We start from the raw sequence: 16,580 nt of genomic DNA on the forward strand, positions 1-16,580 counted from the left end.
AGTCTCAGATTCTTGTCAACTAAATGTCCCAAAATTCATACAATTTTTAAAGTTACAGATTTTTAACCTTAAACTCTCTCTCAGCTTCTCTTCGCTGGTCTTTCTTTGCAATATCCTGTCTCTTGTCATAGAGCTTCTTGCCTCGCGCCACACCAACTTCAACCTTTACCAGACTGCCCTTGAAATACACCTTGAGAGGAACCAGCGTGAGACCTTTTTCCTGAAGTTTGCCCTCGATCTTGTTGATCTCATGTCTGTGAAGAAGAAGCTTCCTGACACGCAGAGGATCCTTGTTAAAGATATTTCCCTTCTCATAGGGGCTGATGTGCATTCCATAGATATATACTTCGCCTTTTTCTACACGGATAAAAGATTCCTTGACACTACACTTGCCCATACGAAGGGACTTTACCTCTGTTCCTGCCAGAGAAATACCGGCTTCATAAGTGTCCTCTATAAAATAATCATGAAAGGCTTTTTTGTTGTTGGCGATCAGTTTGATCCCTGTTGCTTTCGCCATAAAATTCCCTCCTTTACTCAACAACGGTAAAATCTACCGTTCTCTTCAGAGCATCCGCATCCGCCACCCTGACTCTTACTTTCTGTCCGAGATGGTAGACTTTGTGGCTCAGTTCGCCGCTCAGCTCATAAGTTTCTTCGTTATAAGAATAATAATCGTCCCGAAGGCTCGTCACATGAACAAGTCCCTCGACGGTATTCGGAAGTTCCACATAGAATCCATAAGCAGTCACGCCTGAAATGATGCCCTCAAATTCTTCACCGAGATGATAAGACATGTATTCAGCTTTCTTTAAGCGGTCTGACTCTCTCTCTGCTTCCTGTGCCCTTCTCTCACATGCACTGGACTGCTGTGCAACATGTTCGAGGATCTCTCTGTAATGCTCTGTCTTTCCTTCTCTCTGAAGTCTCCCCCTTATATTATCACGAATGATACGGTGGATCTGTAAATCTGGATATCTCCTGATCGGAGAAGTAAAATGACAGTAATATTTCGCTGCAAGACCAAAGTGACCGCTGCACTGTGTCGTATATTTTGCCTGCTTCATCGTACGCAGGGTCAGACGGCTGATCATTGTCTCATTCGGCAGTCCCTGGATACTTTCGATGATCTCCTGGATCTCCTTCGGGGTGATCTCCTCACCGGCCTTCTGCACAGAGATCCCCTGGTTTCGAAGAAGCGTCAGAAGACTCTCCACACGTTCCGGATCCGGGGTCTCGTGAGTACGGTATACAAACGGATACTCACCCTGACAGTACTCCTTTGCAACGGTCTCATTTGCCATCAGCATGAAATCCTCAATGATCTCTGTCGCCACATTCGCCTCATAAGCCTGCACATCGATCGCTCTTCCCGCGCCGTTGAGGGTGATCTTGCTCTCCGGAAAATCAAAGTCGATCGATCCTCTGTGGTGCCTGCGGCTCCGAAGAAGCTCTGAAAGTTCTTTCATCAGGAAAAACATTGGCACAAAATCCGCATACTCAAGGCTTGTCTCAGTATCGCCGTCTTCCAGGATGCAGCGTACCTGCGTATAACTCATTCTTCGATCCACGCGGATGATCGTCTCTGCGATCTTGTGATCGATCACCTGGCCGTTCTTGTCAATATCCATAAGACAGCTTAAAGTCAGTCGATCCTCTCCCTGGTTCAGTGAACAGATTCCATTTGAAAGCCGCTCCGGAAGCATCGGGATCACACGGTCTGCAAGGTACACACTGGTTCCTCTCTTTAGTGCTTCTTTGTCCAGTGCGCTGCCTCCCTGAACATAGTTGCTCACATCTGCGATATGCACACCAAGATGATAGATATCGCCTTCTTTTGTAAGAGAGATCGCATCATCGAGGTCCTTGGCATCCTCTCCGTCGATCGTCACGGTCTGAAGATGTGTGAGGTCCATCCTGCCATCTCTGTCGGCATCAAGCACGTGATCCGGAACACGTCCTGCCTGTGTGATGACCTTCGGCGGGAACTCTGACGGGATATTGAAACTCTTCACGATCGCCAGGATATCCGTTCCAGGTGCATTTATGCTTCCCATATCCTCCTTGATCCTGCCTTCCGGCTTATGTCTCTCATCGCCATAATCAATGATCTCTGCCACGACCTTGTCGCCATCACGGACTCCCTTGGAATTCTTAGCTGCGATATAGATATCCTTTGCATACTTCTGATTGTCACAAAGTACAAATCCATAATCACGTTCTCTCTGAAAAGTACCCACAACCTCCGTGGTCCCACGCTCAAGGATTTCGACAACCGTGCCCTCCTGACGCTTCCCGCTGCCGGACTTCTTCTTCACAAGGACTCTCACCTTGTCCTGATGCATGGCAGTTCCTACAGAATTTGCCGGAATAAAGATATCATCTTCCTCGTCCTCAAGTTCCACAAATCCAAAGCCCTTCTGGTTGCCTATGAAGGTACCCTCTTTGATCAGGCCCTGTTTCTCAAACTCCCGGAGATCTCTTTTCTTTAATTTAAATTTATCTTTCTTTATCTGTTTGCCCTTGGAAAATTTCTTTTTCTTTTCCCAGTTTTTCTTTCTGCTCACCTAAAGCTCTCCTTTATTGATATCCAACGTAAAAAAAGCACTCTTGCAATTTATACAAGAGTGTTTCCTTTGACTAAAAATTCATATTTAAAACAGCTGCCAGTATAAAAAATAACACTGCCATGATCGTAGTTGCTCTTACAAGGCCACCTTCCATAGAACGTCCCTTGTTTCTTCCCCAGTATGTATCTGAGGCACCTGAAATCGTTCCACCCAGGCCCTGCTGCTTGCCTTCCTGCATCAGAACAACAACAGTCAGCGCAATACAATCTATAGCAAAAATAATAGTCAGTATTGTTCTCAAAATCTGCACTTCGGTTACACCTCCTAATCAACTGCAAAATATTGTGTTACTGTTCACTTCGTTCACAGTAACTTGGTCAAAATGCATTTCAAATCACCTTCGGTGATGGCATTTTGCCCTGTATGTCTCGGGATTTTGCCATATTCATGGCAAAACACCTCGCGGAATATTACCTGTGGACAGTAATAAGATTGTACCATACCGCCCTCTGGATTTCAACCGTTTTTGGATAAGTTTCAGGGCAAAAATCCGATTCCCCCTGCTTTTTTGGCACTGTGCAGACAGAATCGGATCCTGTACACCGCATTTTTTATTCAGACGTCACTCTTTTTGAAATGGATTTTCATAAACAGCATCTTCTCCAAGCAATTCACTGATCCGGATGAGCTGATTGTATTTCGCATTCCGGTCAGAGCGGCATGGTGCTCCTGTCTTGATCTGCCCGGCTCCTGTCGCCACTGCAAGATCTGCGATAAAAGCATCTTCTGTCTCGCCCGAACGATGTGAGATGATCGCACGGTATCCTGCGTGCTGCGCCATTTTCACTGCATCCATCGCCTCGCTTAAGGTACCGATCTGGTTTACTTTGACGAGGATCGCATTTGCCGCCTCAAGCCTGATTCCACAGGAAAGTCTTTTGACATTTGTGACAAAAAGATCATCTCCCACAAGCTGCAGCCTGTCTCCGAGACGTTCTGTCATTGTTTTCCAGCCTTCCCAGTCATCCTCATTAAGACCATCCTCAATTGAAATGATTGGAAATTCTTCCAGAAGTTCTTCATAATAATCGATCATTTCTGCCGCATCCCGGAGCACTTCTTCGGCTTTCATCTTACTCTCACCCGGAAAACGGTACACACCCTGTTCTTCATCATAAAGTTCACTGGCTGCTGCATCGATCGCAATAAAAATATCTTTTCCCGGTTCATACCCTGCTTTTTCAACTGCCTCAAGGATCAGCCGCAGGACATCCCTGGAATCTTTGAGATCTGGCGCAAAACCACCTTCATCCCCTACCGCTGTCGAAAGGCCGTTCTCTCTGAGAAGGATCTTGAGAAACTGATAGATCTCCACACACATCCGGATCCCATCTTCAAAATTCCCGGCACCGCAGGGCATGATCATGAATTCCTGCAGATCTACAGTGTTGTCCGCATGCTTTCCTCCATTCAGGATATTCATCATCGGAACCGGCATTTTTCTTGTATGGCAGCCGCCAAGATACTGATAAAGCGGAATCCGAAGCGCCATCGCCGCTGCCCGGGCAACCGCCATGGAAACGCCCAGAGTTGCATTTGCCCCGGCACTGCTCTTGTTTTCCGTTCCATCTGCCTTAATCAGAAGCTCGTCGATCCGCACCTGATTCAGCGCATTTTCTCCAAGAATGGCTTCCGCCAGTCTGATATTTACATTTTCGACTGCTTTTCGCACACTTAATCCGACATAATATCCTTTTTCTCCATCCCGGAGTTCCACCGCCTCAAATCTTCCTGTCGATGCTCCGGATGGCACGATCGCCCTCGCTGTATATCCCTCAATTCCAATGATCCCTTCGCCTACGGTAGCTTCCACCTCAACAGTAGGTGTTCCTCTGGAGTCCAGAACCTGTCTTGCGTGGATCCTGCGTACAGGTAGATAACGCAACATGAGATTACCTCCTTCATCAAATGATAAACTTAGTTTTCCCCTGATGCTTCTTTCTATGCAGAGATCGTCGCAATTTCATTTTCCGTATTATTTTCAGATAATTCTATTTTTATTGTATTGTTTGCTGTATACAAAATATTTATTTTTAATTTTTTATTTTTTATTGTTGACAAATGTAATTTTATCTGTTATATTAAGTACATAAAACAAAGGAACGAAAACAAAAAAACAAACAGAAAGGCGTGAGACCACCGAAAGCTTAAGCGAACCCCAATACTTTAAGAAAGGCAGGTACAGACCACCAGAAACGTAAATCTTAACACATCATAATTTCAGGAAGAGAGGTACGGACCACCAGAAACGTAAACTCATAATTATTCCAAATGTTTTATAAACCAAACAGGAGGTACGTTCCATTGGACAATGAACAGTAGAAGAGCCACCAGATTAAATAATTCATCTGATGGCTCTAATTTTTTGTCTTCTTACATATACTGAATCAAACATCTACATGGAGATTCCCATGACATCTTTTTTTATTCTTGTCTTTCACTACATAAAGAAATCCCGCTTTTTATGTTCTCTCCTTCTGCTGGCCGGTGCTTTTACCCTCGGCAGTCTGCTTGGGATCCTCACCGGAACGCTTTCTCCCACAAAAGAAACCTCTGCTTCTGTCCAAAGTGCAAGCTGGGGATTAAGTTTTCAGGAAGAAGGAAAACGTCCTGCCGGAAACGCCACGATCGATGATCTGAAACAGTACAACGCCTATTATGCCAGCGATACTGACGAAAAAATCCTCTATCTGACTTTTGATGCCGGATATGAGAATGGAAACACCCCTGCAATCCTGGAGGCACTTAAAAAGCACCAGGCTCCCGCTGTCTTTTTTGCTGTCGGAAATTTTATCAAAGATAATCCCGATCTTATCAAACGCATGATCACAGAGGGGCATATTGTGGGAAACCATACGATGACCCATCCGGATATGTCTCAGATTTCTTCGATGGAATCCTTTCAGAAGGAACTTGAAGGCGTGGAAGAACTCTATACTTCCGTAACGGGCGAACCCATGACCAAATTTTACCGGCCGCCCCGCGGTGTCTACAGCACAGAAAATCTTTCCATGGCAAAAGAACTTGGCTATTCCACCTTTTTCTGGAGTCTTGCCTATGTGGACTGGATCCAGGAGCAGCAGCCCTCGAAGGAAGAAGCTTTCCAGAAACTGATTCCCCGGATCCACCCTGGTGCGATCGTTCTGCTCCACAATACTTCCTCCACGAACGCCGCGATCCTGGATGAACTTCTCACCAGATGGGAAGAAATGGGCTACCAGTTCCACTCCATAAAAGAACTGACCGAGGCGTAACCCCGGTCAGTCATTATCTCTGCTGTTCTTTTGTGTGAAGATCTTCCTTGATCTGGGAACTGGAGATCTCAGGTGTACGTGGCAGGTAAACCACCTCGCAGCCTTCTTCTTTGAGGAAATCAAACTTACCTTTCCAGTCATCTCCCATCACAAAGGTATCTACATGATATTCTTTTACGTCGGAACGTTTCTGTTCCCAGTTTTCTTCCGGAATTACAAGATCCACATAACGGATTGCCTCCAGAAGCTGTTTCCTTTTTTCGTAGGAGAAATAACATTTCTTCTGCTTTTCATTCCAGTTGAACTCATCTGTGGAAAGACCTACGATCAGATAATCTCCAAGCTGTCTGGCACGACGCAAAAGATTGATATGCCCATAATGAAGCAGGTCGAAAGTTCCGTATGTGATTACTCGTTTCATAATTAATAAAGATTCCTCTCTGATTTCAATAATAGATCAGGCATTCAGCTTCCTGATACAGTAGCCATAAATACGGAGAGTCGTTTCAACCGAATAATGAAGTCCATCATAGATTCCTGCATCATAACGGTTGCTGCTCCATCCATATTTCTGAAGGTTCGTACAGGTATTAATATAAATAAACGCACGATCACTTCCACTGCATAATTTCTGATAAATTGTCTTATTAAAAGCTGCCACCTGTGCTTCTGTTCTCGTTCCGGCACCATAACTTCGAATCATGGCACTGTTCACCGGATTTACAGAAAGATAATACATATCACAATTATAATTCTGTTTGAGATTTTCGGACACTTTTCTCATGTAAACAACATATGTATTGATGTTACTCATATCATTTACACCGAGATTAATAATAACCGCTTTCTTTGTCTTACGTGACTGCTTCGACAGTTTCCGGAGCAGTTCCCTGTAACCAGTCTGTCGGAACCAGTCAAGTCCCTGATTTCCTTTACATACAAAATCTACATTTGAAGGAGCAGAATTTCCAAGGGCAAGCTGAAGCCCAACCGTTCTGGAATCTCCTACAAAATAAACCATCTGATGTTTCGTAGGTTTTATAATTGATGCCGGTGCACGATCCTGTTTTGAGAAAAATACAACCATATAATAGTTTCCTGTTCTGGTAGGAATTTTATCGCCTGCCTTATATTCAGGATTGGTTGTTTTTCCCTTGGTACGTGACCAGCCCAGACACATATTTGCGCTGTTCAGGTTTACTGCCGGAAATGTTGCACTTCCGGAACTGGTATCCACAACTTTCCATACCGTTCCGTCGTATTTACGGAGATTGACTCCTGTAATTTTCTTTCCGACAATATAAAACTTCATATTACCGGTAACACGCAGACTGTCGCCCTCTTTTTTGACTGTTTTACCATTTATAGAAGTACTCCATCCGAGGAACTTATACCCCGTCGCCGTCGGATGCAGAGGAAATGTCAGCACCTGACCCTGATATCCCTGTTCCCGCAGGCTGGTATATTCTTTGCTTCCATTCATGGTATAGTATCTTACCGTATAGAGCTTATAATAACGCAGACAGAATTTCGTGTTTTTTGTAATTCTCACATTCCTTCCTGTAGCATATTTCAGCTCTTTAGTCCCACTCTTCTCTACCCATACGCATTTATAACCGGAACGGTTTACTGTCGGAAGCTGAATATAACTCCCCTTAGTTACAGTCCTGGCCCACTTACGAAATGTATCATTAGAAACTACGCCATTGGAATTCGCAAAAACAACTTTACACTTTTCTGTAGTGGCTGCCTGAGCCGAAACCGGTCTGCTGGCTGCCAGAAGCAGGAAACCAAACAACACTGTCAAAAAGATGATTCCTCTCCACCTGTTTACCGTGGCTTTTCTCATAAAAAAACTCCTTACTTATGTCTTCTCATCAAATCGTAATTTTTCTTGTTTCCGAGTTTTACTATAACAGTTTTCCAATTCTGATGCAATACAAATTTCATCAGAGTTTCATATTTTTGTCATATTTCAGAGTTCTTTTTCACACATCGAAAGCGCAGATGCGATTACTGCGTCCATATCATAGTACTTATATTCGCCCAGGCGCCCACCAAAAATCACTTTTTTTTCTTTTTCAGCAAGATTTTTGTACTTCTCGTAAAGTTCCCCGTTTTTCTCATCATTTACCGGATAATAGGGCTCATCTCCAGGTTTCCATTCAGAACTGTATTCACGGCTGATCACGGTTTTGGGAATTTCCTGTCCATCATCATCTTTGCCAAACTCAAACCATTTGTGCTCAATAATTCTGGTCCACGGAGTTTCAACATCCGTATAATTGACTGCTGCATTCCCCTGGAAATTTGGTTTATCAAGAAGTTCTGTCTCAAAACGCACAGAACGATATTCCAGATAGCCCATCTGATATCCAAAATACGCATCAATCGGACCAGTATAGATTACTTTGTCCGCAAGTGCATCCCACTCATCTTTCTTTTCAAGATAATCTTCCTCCAGGCGAACCTCAATGCCATCCAGCATATTTGCAACCATTCTGGTATAACCGCCCATCGGAATCCCCTGATACAGTGCATTGAAATAGTTATTGTCAAAAGTCAGTCTCACCGGCAGTCTCTTGATGATAAACGCTGGAAGCTCCCTGCAGCTTCTGCCCCACTGTTTCTCGGTATATCCTTTGATCAGTTTCTCAAAAATATCTCTTCCTACCAGAGAGATTGCCTGTTCCTCCAGATTCTTCGGTTCTTTGATTCTTGCCTCACGCTTCTGTTCTTCGATCCGGGCTTCCGCCTCCTGTGGAGTTACCACGCCCCACATTTTATTGAATGTGTACATATTAAATGGAAGTGAATAAAGTTCTCCGTGATAATTGGCCACCGGGCTGTTTGTAAAACGGTTAAATTCCGCAAACTGAGTGATATAATCCCAGACTTTTTTATTATTGGTATGGAAAATATGTGCTCCGTATTTATGCACATGAATTTTTTCTATGTCTTCTGTATATACATTTCCGGCAATATTCGGACGCTTGTCAATCACAAGAACGGATTTCCCTGCTTTTTGGGCCTCATGTGCAAAAACTGCGCCATAAAGCCCTGCACCGACTACCAGATAATCGTAATGTTTATTCATGAAATCAACCCTCTACTTTTCATCATCTGACTTCTGCGATCAGAAGTACTTCTCTGGAAACAGAATAATCCACCGGTTTATGAATCCTGAACTTATATCCCAGATTCCAGCTTTCAATAATTGGTTTGATATCAAAGAAATCATCTGCATTATGATATATACTCATCAGCAGAACTGGTTTATGTTTCTCGATAGTTTTTCTTGCGCCTGCAAGGAAATCCTGTTCCGCCCCCTCAATATCTACTTTTATAAGGCCGACTTCAATATCTGTTCCTTCCATATAAGCATCCAGTGTATCTACCTGTACCGTTTCTGTTCCGGTTACTGTCGCAACACCATTTTCATGAAATGCGCTGGATGGACCTGCCAGTTTCATCTCCATGCTTCCCTTTTCTCTTCCCAGTGCCATATGTTCAGGAATAACGTTCTCCAGATGATTAAGCTTGATTGTCTCTTTCATCAGTGTGAAGTTCTTTTCCGTAGCTTCAAAACTGTAAACTCTCCTCTGGGTTAACGGCTTCAATATCAGTATGGAATCTCCGATATATCCTCCTACGTCCAGAATATCTTTATTCTGAATGGATTCCGGATGCTCGATGCAGTCAATTCCATGTTTATAAATAAACACACTCGCCTCAAAATGTCGAATCGGAAGAAAATAGTGTTTGTAGCAGTACATATCATCCGCTACACGAAAGATCTGCTGCTTCAGTTCCCTGTCCATTTCCAGAATCTGTTTCTGCTCTTCCTCGCTGAAAAGGTCAACTTTCTGCCCCATAGTGTCTTTGACCAGTCTCTGTCTCTGCAGAATTTTGACAATTTCTTCTACATCTTCCGGATCCAGACCCTCTATTAAATTCAGAAATTTCTCCTTAAAATCCGGTCTCTCATACATTTCATAAAAGGAAGTAATAACTTTTCGTTCATAATTGTTGTTATATTCATATTTCTTTGGAACCTGCTCCAGCTGATCTGAAATCTGGCTCAATTCCTTATGGATTTTTGGAAAATTATGATCCAGTTTCCAGATCACATCCCTGACTCTGGTAATACATTCACGAATCAGTGCAACTATATTGTTTTCTGCTTTGCGGATTTCTGCTTTGTTTGTTTTCTGCTGTTCCTTCAGACTCCTGTCGATATGATTATCAAATGTCTTTTCCAGCTGCTTCGCAATTTTTCGGTTGTCTTTTTCTACCTTGTCAAACGTCGCAGGAATAATCTTTTTCAGTATTTTTTTACTCATTTTCAGCTGCCTCCTACTTATTTCGAAAGTCGTTTAAGAAACTTTTTCATTTTTCTTGGGACATAAAGGATTGTCTTACCCACTTTAAAAGTTTCTGAATTTTTGACCTTTCTCTGTGCTGCTTTAACCTCTTGTGTTTTTTGTTCTTTCAGACGTGTAATCTGACCTTCCATATTTTTGATCCTGCCCTGCTTTCCCTTATAGGCATAGCTGGTAAGGAAACGGAAAATAACATTGTCTACGCTGTCTTCATCTCTTTCTTTTTCTTCATATAAAGTATCAAAAAACTGTTTCCATGTCTGACCAATGTCCACGGCCTCCAGTTCTTTGATGTGCTGCTTTCCTTCCTCAGCAAGCCGTCTGCATTCTTCTGAATTCCGGAGAAGTTCTGTGACTTTCTGTGCCAGAAGATCCGGACGTTTCTGTCTGCTGGTAACGATTCCGCGTCCATCTCTTACAAATGTAAGCCATGGCATATCATAGGTAACGATCGGTGTCCCATGAGATAACGCCTCACAGAATACCATCGGAAAGCCCTCATATTCTGATGTATACATCATAAGCTGTGCTTTTTCGTAGTATTTCTCTACTTCTGATGTGAATCCTTCCAGTATGACATTATCCTGAAGTCCCAGCTGGCAGATCAGATTCTTCAGCATTTCTGTCAGTTTCTCATCTCCATCACCTACCATATGGAGCCTGATATCCGGAAATTCTTTCACTATATGTTCCATGGCATAGACTACATCCAGAGGCTGCTTCTCCTTTGCAATCCTGCCAAGCCACAGAATATTATTCTCTTCTTTTTTGACTTCTTTCATATTGCCTGTAGAAAAAGTGATTGGATTCGAAATATATGTCACATGAGGATTGAAGCATTTTACATACTTCTCATCCACTTCTGACAGTACAACAACACCGTCACAGATCTGATAATCATACATCAGTTCTGCAAATTTATCTGACACAAAACCAAAAGGAACACTGGTAAAACTGTGTGCATGAATTATAAATCCTGGTTTTGACGGCTGTCCCTTAATGCTGAGCATATCCCACATTGTACATGGTGCTACCCACATTCCTGTAACCATCAGATCAATCTTATGTTTCTCGATAATTGTGCTCCATGCATGGTATCGCTCTTTATAATGTTCGCGAACTGCTGTCTCTGATGACGGAATATATTCTCTGACAACTGCGTAATCCAGTTCATACTCCGGGATTCCCTCACCGTCTTCTGTTTCTTCATCTGTCACCAGCACTACTTTATAAACAGGATCTCCTTTGGCATCACGCATTTTTGCCCATTCATTTGCCAGAACTGCAACTACTCGCTGTGCACCGCCGTTTTTAATAGAACGATAGTAAATTCCAATCGTTTTAATCTCGTTGCCCTTGTTTCTGGTAGTTTTGAAGTAGTCTACATCCACCATCTTTTCTGCCAGTTCAACAGATTTGTGCCAGTTTCTTTCTGCTAATTTTGAAATGACATCTTCCAGTCCCCAGGTATCCACCAGATGATCAAAGCCTTCGGAAATATTTTCTGTCTGCAGATTATTCTGCCAGCGGCTGACACAGTCTGCCAGAAAATGCTGATAAATCCCATCCAGGATCTCCTTATACTTCTCCTGTTCCTGTTTTTTGTCAATAAAACGTACCAGGCATTCCCAGATCTGCTTCTCAGTCATCATAACATCAAACTTCGGAATAGAAATATAATCACTTCCGGTCACACCTATACCAAACATATATCTGTACAGACGATTTTCAATTCCCATATAGCTCCTGGAATAATACGCAATCAGGAAAAATGCATACAGATCCTGTGCCTTTGGATAAAAGCCATCTTCTACATCGGCAAATGCCTGGCGGCATATTTCACCATTAAAGATTTTATTCCACAGGCTGAATCCCACTTTCTTTTCTTTCCAGCAGGAAAAGATCAGATTCTCCGCGCGGATCTCCTCCAGGCATGGAAACAGAAATCTCTGATTCATCTGAATACGCTCTTCTGAACCCCCTGCACAGTTTACTACTTCTGTGTCAAACTGTACCATATCTGTACCATATTTCTCAATTGTCTCTGAGGCGATCTGACAGGCATCCGGGCAAAGCTCATCATCACCATCTACAAACATAATATACTTTCCACAAGAAACAGCCACACCATCTTTTCTTGCCTGGGAAGTACTGAGATTTGTCTCATGGAAGATTGCCTTGATACGGTTATCCCTGTCCGCATACTCCTTCAGAATTTCTGCTGAACGGTCATCAGAGTGGTCTTCGACGCATATAATTTCAATATTTTTGAGTGTCTGACCGATAATACTGTCCAAACATCTGTGGATATACGGTTCTACGTTACAAATCGGAACGATTACTGACACTAATGGGTTTTCATTATTTTTTATATTCATTTTAACAATCCTCAATCTGTTATTTTAATCAGCTGCACTATAACACAGACTTATTCTGTTCGCAAGTTACTATTCTCTGTTCAGTTTTGCTATTCGGACATTCGAAATATTTTGCCAACCTTGCGCAATGCCTTTCCGGCTTTTTGGGTAATATGCATATTTTCCTTTTTTTCTGCATTTTTGGCACGCTTTACCCAATAAGATTTTTCCTGTTTGAGTTTCTTTATTTCTTCAAACAGATACTGCTGCACATCGTATTTCAGAATATTTTCATAAATCTCATATTTCTTTTTGTTGTAGGAATAGCATTCTTCCTTCGAAAAATTTTTCAGGTCAAATTCCTGAAACACCTTATTACGAAGTCCCTCATATACTTCACAATATGTTTCCGCGCTTTTCAGGGAGCACAGATTATAAATTGCTATGCCAAACGCCATATTACGAAAACTGCACTCCAGATCTTTGTAAATTCCCTGTTTCTCCAGTTCATTTCTTATTGATTTCACTGCCTCATACCAGTTCCAGGGAGATTTTGCATTGTTTGCCTGAAGGCTTTCTCCCGACTGTCTGTAATTCACAAAGACCTCTGGCACTACTGTAATACGCTTCGCCAGTGCCATTGCCATAAATATAAAGTAAATATCATTGCTGCGTGGAAGCAGCATGAAGCGTAACTGATATTCATCGATCAGATCTCTGCGGATCAGTTTACTCCAGGGACAACCTGTCGTGATGTTCAGAGTATATGGCATTTTTCTGCCCTCAAATGGAATTTCCGCGGGGAGATACTCTTTCTGTATAATATAATCAATTTCTTTATAGACTTTTGTTTTTTCATTATACAGCCGCGCATCAAAAAGACAGATATCGGCATCATCTTCTTCTGCTTTTTCGTAACTCTTTTTCAGCATATCCGGCTCAAAGAAGTCATCTCCATCCAGAAACAGGCAATACTTTCCATCTGCGTTTTCGATTCCTGTATTTCGCATAGCTCCTGCCAGGCCGCAATGTGGCATCTCTATCAGTCTGATCCTCTGATCTTTCTTTATATGTTCTCGAATTTTTTCACGTGTCCGATCATCCGATCCATCGTCTACACAGATCACTTCAAAATCATCAAATGTCTGAGCCTGAAGACTGTCCAGACACTGATCTATATATTTCTCGATATTGTAAGCAGGAATAATGACAGAAATCGCCCGGCTGCTCTCCCTTTCACCCACGTCTTTCATAGGTTGTGTCCTCACTTTTTCTGTATATGATAGCTGTAGTATAGCATAAACTGCATATATTTAGCAAATTCATTTCTCATATTACAATTTATTTATAAATATATAAACTATATTAAATATGTTTTATGTTTTTATATTTTCCTGACCTGTTTTACCATTTTATGATATGATACACATATTCTTAGGTAAGGAGATCACACCATGAATCACGATTCAAGAACATATCCTTTTAAATTTTCAATCATTACTGCCGTATACAATGTAGCTTCCTATCTTTCTGGAGCTGTCGAAAGTATTCTCTGTCAGGATATTGGTTTTAAAGAATCTGTTGAACTTATTCTTGTTGACGATGGATCTACAGATTCTTCCGGTGAAATCTGTGACCATTATCAGGCATTATATCCATATAATATTAAAGTGCTGCACAAACCAAACGGAGGTGCTGCTTCTGCCAGGAATGCCGGAATTGCACTTGCATCTGGAAAGTACCTGAATTTCCTGGACGGAGACGACAAACTTTCTCCAAATACGCTTTCTGCTGTATACAACTTTTTTTCCACTGTTGATGATCAGATCAGTCTTGTATCTGTTCCGATACAGTTTTTTGAAAAAAAGGAAAACGCCCATCGGCTCAACTATAAATACCGGGACGGCAAAGATCAGATCATTGATCTGAATGTCCAGTACTCCTATGTACAGATGTCTATTGCTTCTTCCTTTATAAAGCATAATGTACTTAACGATCATTCTTTTGATACTTCTCTGCGCTATGCAGAAGATGCAAAAGTGATCATGCAGCTTCTGCTCGATCACCCATACTATGGAATTGTCCCTTCCGGCTGCTATTATTATCGTTTTCGAAACACACAGAATTCTGCTCTGAATGGCACAAAACTACACAGAGAATGGTATCTTGACTGTCTGAAAAATTATCTTCAGTGGGCACTTCACTCTGCCCGCCAAAAATATGGTAAAATTCCATTTTTTGTCCAGTATAATGTCATGTATGATCTCCAGAGCCGGTTCGGCGTGCCTGAAATACCGGAATCTGTCCTGACTACGGCTGAACATCTGGAATTCCGGACACTCCTTAAGGAACTGCTGCAATCCATCGACGATAAGATCATTCTGGAACAGAAAAATCTTTCCCGCGAACAGAAAGACTATATCATCTCTTTCAAAAAAGGAAATGGCACCCTGACGCATGCACCAGAAGATCTTTTTTTTCAGTATGGGAATTTGAAGCTTTATCCTGCTTCATCCTATCTTCTGAAATTATTTCATGCTGAAATTTCAGGAAAAGATCTGAGGATTACAGGATCTGTAAAATTCAACAGCAGATTTCCATATCCGTCTACACTTTATGTACAGTTGCAGCGCCACATGCTGAAAGCCCGTATTTTTTACTGTGACTGGTCAGCAAATACATCTTCTGATTTTGTATTTGACGGAACACTTCTGTCACAGTTTTTGGATTTCGAAGTAAAAATTCCTCTGCGCTTTCTTCATGGACAAAGTACTCTGCTGTTCTATATGGTCTGTGACAGTCAGCCTGTCAGATTCAAAAGTCTCCGTGCGGAGTCATCTTTTCCGGCTGTTACTTCTTCATCCGGAACATCCTGCCAGTTGTCCATCGTTTCGCACACATTATCTTTAAAGAAACGCAGGAGCTTCTTCTGATTGCAATATCATAATTATCGCCCGGCACAAAGTGTTATTTAAAATAACACTTTGTGCTATATTTTTTCTTGATTTCCTGTTTATTCTATGATATTATCATCTTATCAACATATTATTGTTATTTAAGCGAACATTCTAAGGAGCATTTTCATGAAAAAATTATCAATGACTTTACTTTCAACTCTGGTATCCGGTAAACGCCAGCAGAAAAATATGACTCAGCAGGATCTTTCTCTTGCTACCGGTATCAACCGCGCATTAATCTCCCGCCTTGAAAAGAAGGATTTTGTTCCATCTATCAGTCAGCTGGAAAATCTGGCCGAGGTACTTGGATTTGAACCTTCTGATGTATTTACAGAAGCTTCTTCAACCAGACTTGGCTCTCCATCTCCACTCAACATCGCAGTTGCAGGTACCGGATATGTAGGTCTTTCCATTGCCACTCTTCTTGCCCAGCATAACCATGTAACAGCCGTTGACATCATCCCGGAAAAAGTGGATCTGATCAATCAGCGCAAATCTCCTATTCAGGATGAATATATTGAGAAATACCTTGCAGAAAAAGACCTGGATCTTACCGCTACGCTGGATGGAATTTCTGCCTACAAAAATGCGGACTATGTCGTAATTGCCGCACCTACCAACTATGACAGCCAGAAAAACTATTTTGACACTTCTGCCGTAGAAGCCGTGATCGAACTGGTGCTCAAAGTTAATCCTGACGCCATCATGGTTATCAAATCCACCATCCCTGTCGGCTATACGGAATCTGTCCGCAAAAAATATCACACCTCAAAAATCATCTTCAGCCCGGAATTTCTTCGTGAATCCAAGGCTTTATACGACAACCTGTATCCAAGTCGTATCATTGTATCCACCGATCCGGAAGATCCGGCTCTTGTACAGGCTTCTCAGAACTTTGCAGCACTTCTGCAGGAGGGTGCTCTCAAAGAAAATATCGATACCTTATTTATGGGATTTACAGAAGCTGAGGCTGTCAAGCTGTTTGCCAATACTTATCTTG

The 16,580-nt window shown here is 42.2% G+C and carries 13 protein-coding genes; 3 read left to right on the forward strand and 10 right to left on the reverse strand.

The features are described from left to right. Nucleotides 1-52: 52 nt before the first annotated feature. The 4 genes from smpB to eno form a co-directional block, all read right to left on the reverse strand. Entirely contained in the window at nucleotides 53-520 is a 468-nt protein-coding gene (gene smpB, locus WMO75_RS07140) for an SsrA-binding protein SmpB (protein WP_022215548.1), read from the reverse strand. A 13-nt stretch (nucleotides 521-533) separates the two neighbouring features. Then, a complete protein-coding gene (rnr, locus tag WMO75_RS07145) occupies nucleotides 534-2,567 on the reverse strand; it encodes a ribonuclease R (protein WP_118251403.1) in 2,034 nt (677 codons plus the stop codon). 73 nt (nucleotides 2,568-2,640) lie between these two features. Continuing rightward, entirely contained in the window at nucleotides 2,641-2,880 is a 240-nt protein-coding gene (gene secG / locus WMO75_RS07150) for a preprotein translocase subunit SecG (protein WP_022215550.1), read from the reverse strand. Nucleotides 2,881-3,192: 312 nt separating this feature from the next. Next, entirely contained in the window at nucleotides 3,193-4,518 is a 1,326-nt protein-coding gene (eno, locus tag WMO75_RS07155) for a phosphopyruvate hydratase (protein ID WP_118251402.1), read from the reverse strand. Nucleotides 4,519-5,041: 523 nt separating this feature from the next. On the opposite strand from eno, the gene WMO75_RS07160 reads away from it, so the two are divergent. Continuing rightward, a complete protein-coding gene (locus WMO75_RS07160) occupies nucleotides 5,042-5,884 on the forward strand; it encodes a polysaccharide deacetylase family protein (RefSeq protein ID WP_022215552.1) in 843 nt (280 codons plus the stop codon). A 13-nt stretch (nucleotides 5,885-5,897) separates the two neighbouring features. Here the strand turns inward: WMO75_RS07160 and tagD are convergent, their stop codons facing one another. The 6 genes from tagD to WMO75_RS07190 form a co-directional block, all read right to left on the reverse strand. Further along, on the reverse strand, nucleotides 5,898-6,305 hold the full coding sequence (gene tagD / locus WMO75_RS07165) for a glycerol-3-phosphate cytidylyltransferase (RefSeq protein WP_349077853.1): 408 nt from the start codon (nucleotides 6,303-6,305) through the stop codon (nucleotides 5,898-5,900). Between the two features lie 36 nt (nucleotides 6,306-6,341). After that, on the reverse strand, nucleotides 6,342-7,733 hold the full coding sequence (locus WMO75_RS07170) for an InlB B-repeat-containing protein (protein ID WP_349077855.1): 1,392 nt from the start codon (nucleotides 7,731-7,733) through the stop codon (nucleotides 6,342-6,344). Between the two features lie 126 nt (nucleotides 7,734-7,859). Then, nucleotides 7,860-8,981 (reverse strand): UDP-galactopyranose mutase, encoded by a 1,122-nt coding sequence (gene glf / locus WMO75_RS07175; RefSeq protein ID WP_349077856.1) that lies wholly within the window; start codon nucleotides 8,979-8,981, stop codon nucleotides 7,860-7,862. 22 nt (nucleotides 8,982-9,003) lie between these two features. Continuing rightward, on the reverse strand, nucleotides 9,004-10,227 hold the full coding sequence (locus WMO75_RS07180; protein WP_118251399.1) for an FkbM family methyltransferase: 1,224 nt from the start codon (nucleotides 10,225-10,227) through the stop codon (nucleotides 9,004-9,006). Nucleotides 10,228-10,244: 17 nt separating this feature from the next. Further along, entirely contained in the window at nucleotides 10,245-12,644 is a 2,400-nt protein-coding gene (locus WMO75_RS07185) for a glycosyltransferase (protein ID WP_349077859.1), read from the reverse strand. Between the two features lie 89 nt (nucleotides 12,645-12,733). Continuing rightward, nucleotides 12,734-13,876, reverse strand: coding sequence for a glycosyltransferase family 2 protein (locus tag WMO75_RS07190; RefSeq protein WP_349077861.1), 1,143 nt, complete (start codon nucleotides 13,874-13,876; stop codon nucleotides 12,734-12,736). 201 nt (nucleotides 13,877-14,077) lie between these two features. On the opposite strand from WMO75_RS07190, the gene WMO75_RS07195 reads away from it, so the two are divergent. Together WMO75_RS07195 and WMO75_RS07200 are read left to right on the forward strand one after the other, a co-directional pair. Beyond that, on the forward strand, nucleotides 14,078-15,556 hold the full coding sequence (locus tag WMO75_RS07195; RefSeq protein ID WP_349077862.1) for a glycosyltransferase: 1,479 nt from the start codon (nucleotides 14,078-14,080) through the stop codon (nucleotides 15,554-15,556). 150 nt (nucleotides 15,557-15,706) lie between these two features. Then, nucleotides 15,707-16,580 (forward strand): helix-turn-helix domain-containing protein (locus WMO75_RS07200; RefSeq protein ID WP_349077864.1); only part of this gene is annotated, 874 nt, incomplete at its 3' end.

Source organism: Blautia intestinihominis, from assembly GCF_040096655.1.
Classification (GTDB): Bacteria; Bacillota; Clostridia; order Lachnospirales; family Lachnospiraceae; genus Blautia_A; species Blautia_A intestinihominis.

Excerpts from the sequence above, each read along its gene's own strand:
- smpB (WP_022215548.1), bottom strand. The coding sequence starts at position 520 with ATGGCGAAAGCAACAGGGATCAAACTGATCGCCAACAACAAAAAAGCC.
- eno (WP_118251402.1), bottom strand. The coding sequence starts at position 4,518 with ATGTTGCGTTATCTACCTGTACGCAGGATCCACGCAAGACAGGTTCTG.
- WMO75_RS07160 (WP_022215552.1), top strand. The coding sequence starts at position 5,042 with ATGACATCTTTTTTTATTCTTGTCTTTCACTACATAAAGAAATCCCGC.
- tagD (WP_349077853.1), bottom strand. The coding sequence starts at position 6,305 with ATGAAACGAGTAATCACATACGGAACTTTCGACCTGCTTCATTATGGG.
- WMO75_RS07170 (WP_349077855.1), bottom strand. The coding sequence starts at position 7,733 with ATGAGAAAAGCCACGGTAAACAGGTGGAGAGGAATCATCTTTTTGACA.
- glf (WP_349077856.1), bottom strand. The coding sequence starts at position 8,981 with ATGAATAAACATTACGATTATCTGGTAGTCGGTGCAGGGCTTTATGGC.
- WMO75_RS07180 (WP_118251399.1), bottom strand. The coding sequence starts at position 10,227 with ATGAGTAAAAAAATACTGAAAAAGATTATTCCTGCGACGTTTGACAAG.
- WMO75_RS07185 (WP_349077859.1), bottom strand. The coding sequence starts at position 12,644 with ATGAATATAAAAAATAATGAAAACCCATTAGTGTCAGTAATCGTTCCG.
- WMO75_RS07190 (WP_349077861.1), bottom strand. The coding sequence starts at position 13,876 with ATGAAAGACGTGGGTGAAAGGGAGAGCAGCCGGGCGATTTCTGTCATT.
- WMO75_RS07195 (WP_349077862.1), top strand. The coding sequence starts at position 14,078 with ATGAATCACGATTCAAGAACATATCCTTTTAAATTTTCAATCATTACT.